This is a genomic window from Massilia sp. W12 (assembly GCF_037300705.1).
GTDB lineage: Bacteria > Pseudomonadota > Gammaproteobacteria > Burkholderiales > Burkholderiaceae_D > JACPVY01.
On sequence record NZ_CP147776.1, the window covers coordinates 3,427,573 to 3,440,203 of the forward strand.

Consider the following 12,631-nt stretch of genomic DNA (forward strand, 5'->3'; position numbering starts at 1 on the left):
GCCTGTATGAACACCCGCCCGCTCACCGCCCTTTCCCTATCTATTTCCCTGTCCCTGTTGTGCGCATTTGGCGCCCGGGCTGAACAAGCGCCGGCATCCGCGCCGGCAGAGGCCACCGCCAGCGCCACGGCAGCCGCCTCCGCCACAGACAGCGGCGCGCCGGCGGCAGCCCCGGAAACGCCGCCCGCGCCGCAATTGGGCATCAAAGAAGTCAAACCCGGCAAGGGCCGCGAAGCCACCCCGGGACATGATGTGGAAGTGCATTACACCGGCTGGCTGCAAGACTTGAAAGTGCGCGATGGGCGCGGCAAGAAATTTGACTCTTCGCTCGGACGCGGCTTGTTCCGCTTCCCGCTCGGCGGCGGGCGCGTCATCAAAGGCTGGGAACTGGGGGTGGCCGGCATGAAGGAAGGCGGCAAGCGCACCCTGACCATCCCGCCCGAATTGGCGTATGGCAAGCGAAATATCGGCAATGGTTTGATTCCGCCCGACTCCACATTGATTTTCGATGTGGAGCTGGTCAAAGTACATGATTGATGCTCAAGGCAAGAGGAGAAAGTAATGCGTATCGCAAATGATGTCACTGAACTGATCGGCAATACACCACTGGTGCGCCTGCGCCGTCTGCCGGGCGCAGACAAGGCCGCCGTGCTGGGCAAGCTGGAATTTTTCAATCCTGCACACAGCGTCAAAGACCGCATCGGCCTGGCCATGATCAGCGCGGCTGAAGAAGCCGGCTTGATCAAAGCCGACACCATCATCGTCGAGCCGACCAGCGGCAATACCGGCATCGCGCTGGCCATGGTGTGTGCGGCGCGCGGCTACCGCTGCACCCTGACCATGCCGGAAACCATGAGCCGTGAGCGGCGCATGCTGTTGCGCGCATATGGCGCGGAACTGGTGTTGACGCCGGGCGCGGAAGGTATGGGCGGGGCGATTAAAAAAGCGGAAGAACTGGCCGCTTCTGACCCGCGTTATCTGATGTTGCAACAGTTTAAAAATCCGGCCAACCCGGCAATCCACCGCCGCACCACCGCAGAAGAAATCTGGCGCGACACGGATGGCCAGGTGGATATCGTGGTGTCCGGCATCGGCACCGGCGGCACCATCACCGGCGTGGGCGAAGTCTTAAAAGAACGCAAGCCCGGCCTGCAAATCATTGCAGTGGAGCCGGATGCGTCCCCGGTGCTGTCCGGCGGGGTGAAAGGGCCGCACCCGATTCAAGGGATTGGGGCCGGCTTTGTGCCGCAGATTCTGAACACCGGGATTTATGATGAAATCATCCGCGTGAAAAACGACGATGCTTTCGAGACTGCGCGCAATGCCGCCAAAGATGAAGGTTTATTGGTCGGCATTTCTTCCGGTGCGGCAATCTGGGCCGCGCTGCAAGTTGCCGCGCGCCCGGAAAACGCCGGCAAAAATATTGTGGTGATCATCCCCTCCTTTGGCGAGCGTTATCTGAGCACTGCGCTGTTTGCCCATCTGGGTGAATAAACTTGGGTTGGCGCGCCACGCGTGCTTGCCATCTGGCAAGGCTGCGCGGCGCAAACACCACAGGCAAGGGCCTGCGCTGACAGCCCTTGCCCACCTCCCGCCGCCGCACTCCTACAATCGCAAGACGGGCGACGCGCCCGTACTTTCAAGGAGGAGCAACCATGTCAAACAGTTTCCCCGCCAACACTTACCCGCGCACCTTGCAAATCGGCATTTTGGTGTTTGAAGATTTCGAGCCGCTTGATGTGTGGGGTTTCATCGAAGCATTTTCGATTGCCCGATTTTTAGGGACAGGGTATGTGAGCGATGCGCCGCGTCCGTTCACCACCCGCCTGATCGCCAATCAAGACCAGCCCGGCAAGCTGACGCCACCGTGCGTGGCAAGCTATAACGCACCACGCGTGTTAAGCGATCTGTGGCGCGATGAAGCACTGAATGAAAATTTTGATCTGATCATGGTTCCCGGCGGTTATGGCGTGAATCGCATCTTTGACGATGCCGCAGAATTGGCCGCAACCCTGGATTGGTTGCGTAAAATCGCAGCCAAAACGCCGCTCACGGCCTCGGTCTGTACCGGCGCTGCGCTGTATGCGGCGGCTGGTCTGCTGGATGGCTTACCCGCCACCAGCAACCAATCCGCCCTGTCCTGGGTCGCTGCGCAAGGGCCGGGGGTGCTGTGGGACAATGTGGCGCGCTGGGTGGACGCCGGGCGCCACGTCTCGTCTGCTGGCGTATCCGCCGGCGCCGATCTGGGCTTTTATCTGGTGCAGCGTCTGGGCGGACGGGCGATGGCGGAAATCGCCGCCCTGACTGCGGAATATCATTGGCAACGCGATCCATTACAGCCGATTCCCTACCCGCAACAAGCCACCATCAGTGTGCCATTACCTAAATAGTTATTTCTACGCCTTGCTTTGCTCCGCAGGAGGGGACAAATGCCTGCCCCCCTGCCTGGCAGCTTGCCGCAAGATTCCGTCCACCAAAATGCTCTGCGCCACACCGCATGGAAGCACAGGCAGGCATTTGCATTCAACCAGGAGCACTGCCGAAGGCGCTGCTCATGGTCCACTGGCATTGCAGATGTTTGCGGCAGCAATTGTCAGCAAAGACAATCGCCACTTTCCATCACTCCCGACTATCCCGTTTTTTAGAATGTTTTCTCTTTTTTTTCTTTATGTTCTATTTATCAACATAAATCACCTGTTCCGCTTGTTTTCCGTGAAAAAAATGAAATAAATTAGCATTTGCAAAAGCATTGACAGAAACTGTTTCACCCCCGCTGCAGTCTGCTGTGGGAAAAGTTCAATTTTATTTTCCGATTTTTCCTTTGATTTCTTCAAAAAAAATCATAGGCTCAAAAAGCATTAAGCGAAGACAAACTAATAGTCGTTGGTATTTTTTGATTTCATGATTCCGCAGTTTAATTTTTACGGCATTATCGTTAGCATTTTGAAAAAAAATATTTGATTCGAGATTTTCAGTAAAAATGCAAAATCCAAGGTGTATGCAAGAAGAATTTTTTCTGCCTATAATTATTTCACTGCATGAGCGGCTATTGCGGAGAATGTAGTTGGCATGTAATACCTGCTGTTTTGCCTTATTCTGTTGTTGCACAACAGCTCCACCACGCATTGTCTTTTTTACCCTCTGCAGCACAACCCATTGCAGTAAACTCAACTTCATAAGGAGATTTATCATGCCTGAAATCATCAATGCACAAACCCAAAAAACCGAACTCGGCGCCAGCTTGGAAAGCCTGGGTCTGGAAGTAGTGGATAATGACGATCTGCAAATTGCATTAGCGCGTCCGGTTCGTCATATCCGCGCAATGGAACCTGGTTTGTAATCAGGCAATGATTAGATGGCGCATATGCGCCATCTAATTCAGCCAGTGGCGTCTGCCACTGGCTTTTATGTCGCAATTTACCTTTATCAGCATTATGCAAAATCTCAATCATCCATTATCAGTGATGGCCGTTGAAAAGCTCGCCAGATTAACCGCCCACTTTCAAGAACATGAGCGCTCGCAGTCTGATAATGAATATGATCCGGTACATGCGCCAGCTTTAATGCAGCCGCTACTATTGCCAGCAGTGTTTGATCCGAAGCTGTTCGGTGATGCCATGTTCTTTGATTTATTAAAGGGAATGGCGCAAGATCCAGAGCATGCGATTAATGGCTTGGTGCGGGTGTATATTGAAGGCATGTTAAGTCCTGAGCATGAAAATGCGGTTCTATATGAAAAACCGCTGGTAGACGAAGGTTTTGCAACTTTTTTAAAACGGGTATGCGACGGGCGTCCTTTTGGTTTGGTCATCAATGGCGCGGAGCAATGGTCTGAACCCTTGGCGCGCCTGGCAGGCAAGCTCTTTGCCCCCATTCTTGATGCGCAGGGGCTGTCCTGCAGCACATTGGAAGTAACGCTGTTTATCGGCGACTATGGCTATACGCCATTCGGCATCCATATAGATGACCCTTATACATCAGTGGTGCATTTTCATGTTGGCCCAGGCATGAAAGAAATGACCTTGTTCGGACGCGAGGAATTTCACAGACTGAATGGAGAGCGGAAAAATTGTTTCCAGCCAAAGCGTATTCTGGCACATGGTAAAACCTGGGCTATTCAAGCTGGCGACGTCTTCGTGTTGCCTCCACATTATTATCATATTGGCGATACCAAAGGTTTTTCAATTGGGGTGGCGATTGCCGTTTCAAAATACACAAAACAGAATATCAGCAAGCAAATAGTAAATAAGGCAAGCAACGCCGAACAATTTGCAAAAAATTTTGAAGAAATCTTGCAGGAACAACGACAACACCAACAAACGGTGCATGATTGGTTGCAGTTGGCTCATCTTGAATTTTATGCCAAGAAGAACAGTCAAGTCAGTTTGAGATATGGGTGGCGGCGCAAACCGGAATATGAACTGAATTGGCAAGAGAATTTTATTACCGACCCGGATTTTCCATTGGCGTGCTTGCATTTGGAGAAGGATATCATATTGTTTGCACGCGGAAATCGCCTGCGTTTAGCGAATAATGAATTGACTACAGAATTGGCGCAAGCACTGCAAGCCAAAGAATTCACGCTGGAGCAATTGCATACAAGCTTACAGGGGAAGATCTCGTATTCTGCGCTGCAAGTCATTCTGAAAAAAATGTACGAATTTGGTTATTTGCATCCACAAACAATCAACGCAGAGGTGGCGTCATGAAATTCAGAGAAAATTGGGCGCAACGACTTTTTGCAGAATCGGAAGGTTTTAAAAAAATTGCTTATCTGCCGCGCAGCCTGCCGGCTTATGCCGAGGTGCTGGCGATGATAACAGCCATGTTTCCGCGCTTTCGTGTGACCGAATTACCACGCGTACGCGCCTGGGTGGATGGCGGGCAACGCTATACAATCACGGATAAACTTGTGCAGTTGGCGCAAGAACCGGATCTGGATGTGGAGTCGCGCTTGGCACAGGCTTGCGAATCGGAACAATTCTGCGTTACCTTCAATGGCCTTAGCGCATGGAGCCAGGAATTTGCGCAAATGATGCAGCAAGAAATGCTGCGCAGTTTATTTCAGGCTATGAACGGCGTTCCGCATGCGGGATGTGATTTTTATGCATTTATCGGCAACTACGGTTTCACCCCATTTGGCGTGCACGATGATCTGGACCATTCTCTGCTCTGGCATCTCGGGCCGGGAGTCAAGCATGCGTATTTATGGCCGCGCGCTGAATATACGCGTCTGACCGGTGGCGTCATGGCAAGCACTTCATATCAAGATTTGCTGCCCCATGCCATCAAAGTTTGCCTGCACCCTGGCGACCTGCTGTTTATTCCTATGGGAGATTTTCACATTCTGGATACGCCGGCATTCTCTGTCATGATGGGATTGACGCTGTTTCCAGAAAATCCAATACAAGAATGCAGCGAGGGGCTGCGCTTGCTTACCGCCGATCGGACCAGCATTACTGAGTATGGCCAGCAAACATTTACCCTCGACGCCTTGCGCCAACTGCGTAAAGCCGCCTTGCAAAGCAATGGTTGGATAAGCTCCATGCCCATGCAAAGCCTCACCCCGGCCATAGCATATGATGCATTGGAGCAGGCAAACATCAGCACTTATCCAGATTGGCCCATGATCGCGCTGCAATTCGGCGCCAGGGAAGCATTGGCGGTGCGTCAACGTATTATCTGGACACGCACCCAGGGTTTACTGGCAGAATTGGCGCAAGCCTTGCATGCAGAGCAGCGCACGCCGGTAAGTAAGCTGTTGCAACAATTCAAAGGGAAATTGCAAGAACAGGCCTTGTTCAGCCTGCTGCTGCGCATTCATCAACTTGGAGGTATATTGATTGAAAAAGATTGACAGCTACTGCAGCCAGATGCTGCACCGTGTCTGGCGCTCCAGCATGATGTGGCTGGCCAAGCCGGGGTTCGCAATGCCCGGACAAATTCCAGTTGCGGCTCCCAACCGCTCCTTGTACGCCTATTTGCAGACTGCCATTCGTCACGCCGCGCCCTGGTCCACTGCTTTGATGGTGTGCGCTACGATAGCCGCCACCTTGTGTCACATCAGCCTGTCATGGGCATTGGGGCAGTTAACCGACGCCGCCATGCATGGCTATAAACAAACCGTGATCCACATGACGCTGTTGCTGCTGGCGCTATGGCTGGCCAGCCCTTTGTTTCAGATTCTGCAAAGCATTGCGCGCCTGTTTTCCACGCAAAATCTGCGCATAGCAATTACCGATCATTTAAGCGCGCGACTGATGCAGGGTCAGGCGAGCGCCCTCCATCATAACAGTGTGGGTAATCTGGTGGAACGGATTGAATTGGCGGCGGGCAATGCACCGGCAGTGGTCAGCAGCATGGCTGATACGATTGTCAAATTGCTGTCTGTCACTATCCTGATGAGTCTGATTCTGGTAAGTGTGTCGCCGCTTCTGGCGCTGGGAGCTGCAGTCTGGATGGTTTCCGCCCTGTTGCTGTCTTCCTACCTGGCCTGGAGTGGCATGAGTATTGTAGAGGACGCCAGCGATGCGCACGCCAGCGTGATCAGCGAACTCAATGAATTGGTCTGCAATATCAGCTTAATCAAAAGCTTTTTAGCGCAAAAAGCAGAGCGCAAACGTTTTGGCGCTTTCTTGCAAAGTGATCTGCTTGCCTGCCGACGGGTGCGCAGCTATTGGGTGTTTGTTTTATTACTTGAAACTGCCTGGAAATGGCTGTTTGGCATTGCATTGATGTTGTATGGCTTGTCCCTGTATTCAAGCGCTGAAATCAGCTTGCCCCAACTGGTCACCTTATGCTCGCTGGTAATTTCACTTTCCTGGCATTTTGAATCGATGGCGTTTCACTTTGTCGATCTGTTCGATGCGGCTGGCGTGTTGCGCGCCAGCCTGCGCGAAGTGTATGCCATACCACTGAGCTTTGATCCTGAGGCCGACACGCCGCCTCTGCCAACTCCCGGCAGCATAGAACTGCGCAATGTCAATTTCAGCCATGAAGGCAAGCCGGTTTTGCAAAATGTCAGCTTGATTATCCCTCCCGGCGGCAAATGTGCGCTGATCGGCCCTTCCGGGGCAGGTAAATCGACCTTACTCGATTTGCTGCGCGGTGAACTCAAACCCGACAGCGGCGAAATTCTGATCCATGGTCTGCCACTGTCTGCATTGCCGCCCGCCACCTTGGCGCACAACCGCAGCGAGTCTTTGCAATCGGCGCTGATGTTTAATCGCAGTCTGCGGGAAAACCTGGCTTACGGTCAGCTCAAAAGCGACACTGAGATAGAACAAGCTTTGCAATATGCTCAAGCAACACAATTAGTGGAGGCGCTGCCCAAGCGGCTTGAAAGCCAGACCGGTGAACGGGGTGGGCGTTTATCCACTGGAGAAAAGCAAAGAATCTCGATTGCGCGCGCCCTGCTCAAGCCGGCGCCTTTGTTGCTGCTGGATGAAGCCACAGCATCTGTTGATGTGATTTCAGAACGCAAGATCCTCGAACACATCTGTACGCATATGCCAAAAACAACGGTGATAACGGTCAGTCACCGGGTTGCCAGTTTGAGTAATTTCGAGCACATCATCCTGCTCGAACAAGGCAGATTGATTGCGCTTGGCTGCCATTCGCAATTGCAAGCAGAACAAGCGCTATACCGCCAGCTTTTGCTTGAATCAGAAGATCAATATTCATTAGCCGCTTGAGTAAGCCAGTCAACACGTCATGTTTCCATACACACCTGAATTACGCCATGCTGCAGCCAGTCGCTGGCCTGCCATGCACACTTGGAGCTGGGAGAATCTGTGCGCCCTGCCGCAATCTCTATTAACCTTGAGCGACCAGGATGGCGAGCCAGCTGGACGAATTCTCCTTTCTGAATATATCCATGCCCTGTTAAACGGGATAGAACATCGTTATGCCGCCGGCTGGCGTTTCTTCCAGCAACACCCGCAAATGTTGCAAGATTTCAGCGAGCCGGAGGTAAGCCGGAATGATATTTTGCAGGCAATTCCAGAGCGTCTGTTTGCACCTTTGCTGTGGGTTTTTATTGGCGGCGCTAAAACCGGCACCGGACTGCATCAGGACGTCTTGCACACCCATGCCTGGCTCGCTGTGCTGCAAGGCGGCAAGCGGGTGGCGCTGCATGCGCCAGCGGATTTTGAGGCTGACTTTGCGCAAAGGCAGCAACAGGCCCGGGCTGTATTGCAAAGCGGGACTGAGCAAGATGGATGGCTGTACTTTTTTTTGCAAGCAGGCGATATTTTACTGATCCCGGCGGGCTGGTGGCATGTTGTGGAAAATACTGCGCCGACATTGGCGCTGACCCGCAACTTTGCTTTACCTGAGCAACGCGCCCAAATTTACGCCAGCGCCCAAGAACAGTCGCTCACCCGGATTTTGCCCTGGCTGGCGAGCGAGGTCTGTGTATGAATGCATCGCCCCTGTATCTGCTGCATCCCCGCTATCAATGTCAGCAGGATGCCCAAGGCCGTTTTCGCATCGGCCTGCCCTATTCCGCTAAATGTTTGCAAGGCAATCAGCAGCTGGCCACGCTGTTGCGAAATCTGGCCGAAAAGGGTTTGCTCTCTTTGGACAGTTTGCGTCAAGAGCTTGGGGCGGATCTATTACATATCCTGCTTTTGCATTGCCTGCTGTTGCGTGCTGACGAGGTCAGCGCTCTGGAACATGGTTTTTGCAGCTTGCCGACACACAGTGCAGGTCAAGCATTGCCATTGCATGATTTCGCCAATTTACAGGCAGCTGACGTTGTGCTGTTTCATACCCCGCTGGAAAGTGGACAGGTCGCAGGTGTCGCAGTTGCAGGTGGCGGGCGCTGGGTGCGCACGCATTTGCACAACAGCTTGCGTACGCCGTGCGCCTCTCAAGAGCAGCAAGATGGCATGTTGATTGATCTGGATTTTGCTCAATGTCTGCCGGCCTCCGCTTTGCGCTTGTTTGACGCGGGAGACATCAGCTACAACCGCATGCAAGACAGTATGCGCGCCATAGGCCAACGCTGTCAGGCGCTATGCCGGCGCATCGCCGAGCGTCACGCCTATCCCTTGATCCTGGGTGGCGATCATACGCAAGCCTATTATACGATTGCAGGCTTGCAGGAACGCTGGCCGCGTTTGGGCATCTTGCATTTTGATGCGCACCCGGATTTGTATGCCATTGGCGCCACTGCTGACGGCCAGCTCAATCATGCCAATGTATTCCATGCCGTGCGCGCTCTGCCGCATGTAAGCTGTATCTGGCAAATCGGCGTGCGTGACATGTATTTTCAGCCTTTGCACAAGGTCAGCAGCGCACAACAAGCAAGCCTGCATACGCTCTCCGCATGGGAAGCAGCCACGCAAGGCTATGAGCGCATGCTCAAGACGCTGGACCCGGAGATTCCATGGTTTATCTCATTTGATGTGGACGTACTGGCGCAAGCTGATGCACCACAAACAGCCACCCCGGTGCTGGGCGGCTTAGCCTGGTATCCCTTGTTGCAATTATTTGAACAGTTATTTTCCCGACTGCAGATTGTGGGAATGGAGTTTGTTGAAATTGGTGAAGGATCGCAGAGCGCGCATGGCCCGGCCGCGATTGCAGCACGCCTCATCAGCCGCTATCTTTTCCATTTACGCGGCGCACAAACCAGTCCTTATCAATTTTTCGCCAATCCACAACAAACCATTCCACATGATCAAAACTGAGACGAGCAAACCATGCCTGATATGTTGAACTTACTCAAAGTTTTTCCTTCCATGCTCAGCGCCCGGGAATGCGAAACCCTGATTGCTGCTTATGAAACGCAAGCCGCTCTGGCTGAGTCCGAAAACTCACAGGACGCCAATAGCGGGAAATACCGGCAAGCCGGTTTCAGCGCAGTCTCTCTACAGCCGGAACATGCCGCATTTGCCCTGGTGCACCAGCGCACGGGACAGGCTATCGATGCCTGGCTCAACAGCTTGCAACAAGAGGGGCGCTATAACATTCATCTGCTGCGTCAGCATTTGCGTTATGCGCATGATTACAGGATATTAAAATATCCGACCGGCAGCAGCATCCACCCGCATACAGATTGGGATGTTTTTACACTGGGCAGTTGCACGCTTGCATTAAATGACGAGTATGAGGGCGGAGAATTTTCTTTTTTCAATGGTGCGCACAATATACGACTCAAGCGCGGCGATATCATGATCTGGCCGGCGGATTGCTTTTGGGTGCACGAAGTAAAACCGATCCAGAGCGGCGTACGCTACAGCGTCAACAGCTTTATCAATGCCATTCCTGAGCCGCTCAAACTCAAAACGATTGCGCAACTCAACGCCTTGCCGGCATCAGATTGGCGCACCGCCTGGCGGCATCGCTTGTCGCCACAAGCCGCATCAGCATAGCGCCGTCCTGATCAATCTTTATGCCCGTGGTCATGGCGGCAAGCCGGGCCATGTTGATGCGCTTTGCGATATGCCAGCGATGCTTTTGCTTGCGGCTGAACATCTTGCGCTGCATGTTCGCCTGTCTGCGCATGATCATGGTCATGATCGTGTTCATGCGCGCAGCTTGCCGGCTGTAACAGGCTGCAGCTGTGCGCGCACGCGCCCAGCTCCACTTGCAAGGTGCAATGCATAATGCCGAATTCTGCTTTCAGCGCTGCGCCGATCTGCTCCAGCGCGGTGTCACCCGGATGGCCGCCCGGCATCACCAGATGCGCGGTCAGCGCATTTTCCGTGGTGGACAGCGCCCAGATGTGCAAATCATGCACATCTGTCACCCCTGCCCGGCTGCGCAACCAGCTTTGCACTGCCTGCGGATCAATGTGCATGGGCACAGCAGCCATCACCAATTGCAGCGCCTCTGTCAACAAGCTCCAGGTGCCCCACAACACAATCGCGACAATAATCAGCGACACAAGGGGGTCCAGCCAATACCAATCGCGCACCATCAACACCAGCCCGGTCAGCAACACGCCAAAGGAAATCGCGGCATCCGCCGCCAGGTGCAAATATGCGCCCTTCAAATTCAAATCATGCTTGGCCCCGGCCATGAACAACCAGGCGGAAAAACCATTCACGGCGATGCCGATTGCCGCCAACAGGGACACAATGCCGCCCTCCACCGGGGTCGGCTGCCACAAGCGGTGCAAGGCTTCCCACACAATCACGCCGCAGGCAAACATCAAGAGCATGGCGTTGAGCAAGGCCACCAGAATCGAACTCTTGCGCCAGCCATAGGTATAGCGCGCGCTCGGCGCACGCTGCGCCAGACGGGCCGCGCCCCAGGCCAGGATCAGGCTTAAAACATCCGATAAATTATGCCCGGCGTCGGCCATCAACGCGGTCGAGTGCGCCAGCCAGCCATACACAAATTCCAGCACCACAAACACGCTGTTCAAACCAATCGCCCACATGAAGGCGCGCCCCTGGCGCAAGGGGTCGCCGTGATGGTGGTGATGTGCGCCATGATCATGGCTGTGTGCATGTCCCATCATGCGCCTCCTTCGCCGTCATCGGTGGCGGGTTCCTGCACATGCGCCAGCATATCGCCCAAGGTATGGCGGATATGTTCATCTTGCAGACTGTAGAAAACTTGCTTGCCGCTGCGCTCGCTTTTGACAATCCGCGCTGCGCGCAACAGCCGTAAATGGTGGCTCACCAGAGAGACGCTGACCGCCATGCGGCTGGCCAATTCAGACACCGCCAGATTGTCGCGGCAATGCAAGACAATCGCCAAGCGGGTTGGATCGCCCAGCAAATGAAACAGATCAGCCAATTGCCGCACCGCAGCCGGATCAGGCGTGGCGCTGATTGGCGCCGCCGGGGCGCAGCAAACCGCAGGGGACTGTGGATCGTGCATAACATCCTCAACATTTGAATAGATGTTCAAATGTTAGCAGCAAAAAAGGCGGCGCACAAGCACCGCCCCGGCAATTCAAGCCGCCAGTTTTTCCTGGCGCTGCACATGGGCGCGCACCAGTCTGACCACACTTTCAGCAAAAGCGTCCGGGGTCAAATTCAAGTTGCGGAATTTCCAGCGTTTCAAGTGCCAGTCCTGCGCCAGCGACATGCAATGCGCGGAGAACAGCCAGGCTTGCTCCTGATTAAAGCCCGGCAGCTGCACCGCCAATCCGGCAATATGGGTTTGGATATTGGATTCAGATGCTTTGGCCACTTCGCGCTGCTCTTGCTGCAAGGCGCGTGATTCGAGGAACATGAAATACAACCAGGGCTGCAAAATCTCGGCCATATAAATATTGGCGCGCACAATGCATTCGATATGGTCGAGCGGGTCGGGCACATGCAAAAACCATTGCTGCAGCAAATCAGTGGCATACAAGACCATATCGGCGATCATGCTGGCCAATTGATCTTTGCTCTGGATATAGCCGTACAATCCGCCCATCGACAAGCCGGTTTCGCGGCATAAATCGCGCAAACTCATTTCGCGAAAACCCACGGTATTGGCCAGACGGAAGGTGGCGCCGAAGATGCGTTCCAGATTTTCCAGCGCCGCCTCGCGCCGTTTGACGCCAATGCGCTCGGCATTGCGTTGCAATAAAAATTCCCAGATATTGTCTTGATTCAGCGGTGTCGCCTGACAAAACTGCGCCAGCGTGAAATGCACTGGCAATTCCTTGATTCCCATGTCT

At 53.8% G+C, this 12,631-nt stretch carries 14 protein-coding genes; 10 read left to right on the plus strand and 4 right to left on the minus strand.

The window, feature by feature from the left end; all coding sequences use genetic code 11:
• Nucleotides 1-6 precede the first annotated feature (6 nt).
• The 3 genes from V8J88_RS13745 to V8J88_RS13755 all read left to right on the plus strand — a co-directional run bounded on the left by V8J88_RS13745 (nt 7) and on the right by V8J88_RS13755 (nt 2,390).
• On the plus strand, nt 7-537 hold the full coding sequence (locus V8J88_RS13745) for an FKBP-type peptidyl-prolyl cis-trans isomerase (RefSeq protein ID WP_338844703.1): 531 nt from the start codon (nt 7-9) through the stop codon (nt 535-537).
• A 24-nt stretch (nt 538-561) separates the two neighbouring features.
• On the plus strand, nt 562-1,494 hold the full coding sequence (gene cysK, locus V8J88_RS13750) for a cysteine synthase A (RefSeq protein WP_338844704.1): 933 nt from the start codon (nt 562-564) through the stop codon (nt 1,492-1,494).
• A 161-nt stretch (nt 1,495-1,655) separates the two neighbouring features.
• Nucleotides 1,656-2,390: a DJ-1/PfpI family protein gene (locus V8J88_RS13755; protein ID WP_338844705.1), complete on the plus strand. Its 735-nt coding sequence runs from the start codon at nt 1,656-1,658 to the stop codon at nt 2,388-2,390.
• Nucleotides 2,391-2,802: 412 nt separating this feature from the next.
• On the opposite strand, the gene V8J88_RS13760 is transcribed toward V8J88_RS13755, so the two are convergent.
• Nucleotides 2,803-3,177 (minus strand): hypothetical protein, encoded by a 375-nt coding sequence (locus V8J88_RS13760; protein ID WP_338844706.1) that lies wholly within the window; start codon nt 3,175-3,177, stop codon nt 2,803-2,805.
• Between the two features lie 13 nt (nt 3,178-3,190).
• Between V8J88_RS13760 and V8J88_RS13765 the strand changes: the two genes are divergently transcribed.
• The 7 genes from V8J88_RS13765 to V8J88_RS13795 all read left to right on the plus strand — a co-directional run bounded on the left by V8J88_RS13765 (nt 3,191) and on the right by V8J88_RS13795 (nt 10,379).
• Nucleotides 3,191-3,340 (plus strand): hypothetical protein, encoded by a 150-nt coding sequence (locus tag V8J88_RS13765; RefSeq protein ID WP_338844707.1) that lies wholly within the window; start codon nt 3,191-3,193, stop codon nt 3,338-3,340.
• 67 nt (nt 3,341-3,407) lie between these two features.
• Entirely contained in the window at nt 3,408-4,709 is a 1,302-nt protein-coding gene (locus tag V8J88_RS13770) for a hypothetical protein (RefSeq protein WP_338844708.1), read from the plus strand.
• Complete coding sequence (locus V8J88_RS13775; protein WP_338844709.1) at nt 4,706-5,857, plus strand: hypothetical protein; 1,152 nt, start codon at nt 4,706-4,708, stop codon at nt 5,855-5,857. Before V8J88_RS13770 ends, V8J88_RS13775 begins: the two co-directional genes overlap by 4 nt.
• Nucleotides 5,844-7,694: an ABC transporter ATP-binding protein gene (locus V8J88_RS13780; RefSeq protein ID WP_338844710.1), complete on the plus strand. Its 1,851-nt coding sequence runs from the start codon at nt 5,844-5,846 to the stop codon at nt 7,692-7,694. The genes V8J88_RS13775 and V8J88_RS13780 overlap by 14 nt, the downstream gene beginning before the upstream one ends.
• Before the next feature lie 73 nt (nt 7,695-7,767).
• The gene (locus tag V8J88_RS13785) at nt 7,768-8,421 is read left to right on the plus strand and encodes a cupin domain-containing protein (protein ID WP_338844711.1); all 654 of its coding nucleotides are present in this window, start codon (nt 7,768-7,770) and stop codon (nt 8,419-8,421) included.
• Nucleotides 8,418-9,695: an arginase family protein gene (locus V8J88_RS13790; RefSeq protein ID WP_338844712.1), complete on the plus strand. Its 1,278-nt coding sequence runs from the start codon at nt 8,418-8,420 to the stop codon at nt 9,693-9,695. The genes V8J88_RS13785 and V8J88_RS13790 overlap by 4 nt, the downstream gene beginning before the upstream one ends.
• Nucleotides 9,696-9,707: 12 nt before the next feature.
• The gene (locus V8J88_RS13795; RefSeq protein WP_338844713.1) at nt 9,708-10,379 is read left to right on the plus strand and encodes a 2OG-Fe(II) oxygenase; all 672 of its coding nucleotides are present in this window, start codon (nt 9,708-9,710) and stop codon (nt 10,377-10,379) included.
• An 11-nt stretch (nt 10,380-10,390) separates the two neighbouring features.
• On the opposite strand, the gene V8J88_RS13800 is transcribed toward V8J88_RS13795, so the two are convergent.
• The 3 genes from V8J88_RS13800 to V8J88_RS13810 form a co-directional block, all read right to left on the minus strand.
• A complete protein-coding gene (locus tag V8J88_RS13800) occupies nt 10,391-11,473 on the minus strand; it encodes a cation diffusion facilitator family transporter (protein ID WP_338844714.1) in 1,083 nt (360 codons plus the stop codon).
• Complete coding sequence (locus V8J88_RS13805) at nt 11,470-11,838, minus strand: metalloregulator ArsR/SmtB family transcription factor (protein WP_338844715.1); 369 nt, start codon at nt 11,836-11,838, stop codon at nt 11,470-11,472. Before V8J88_RS13805 ends, V8J88_RS13800 begins: the two co-directional genes overlap by 4 nt.
• A 75-nt stretch (nt 11,839-11,913) precedes the next feature.
• The gene (locus V8J88_RS13810) at nt 11,914-12,627 is read right to left on the minus strand and encodes a helix-turn-helix domain-containing protein (protein WP_338844716.1); all 714 of its coding nucleotides are present in this window, start codon (nt 12,625-12,627) and stop codon (nt 11,914-11,916) included.
• Nucleotides 12,628-12,631 lie beyond the last annotated feature (4 nt).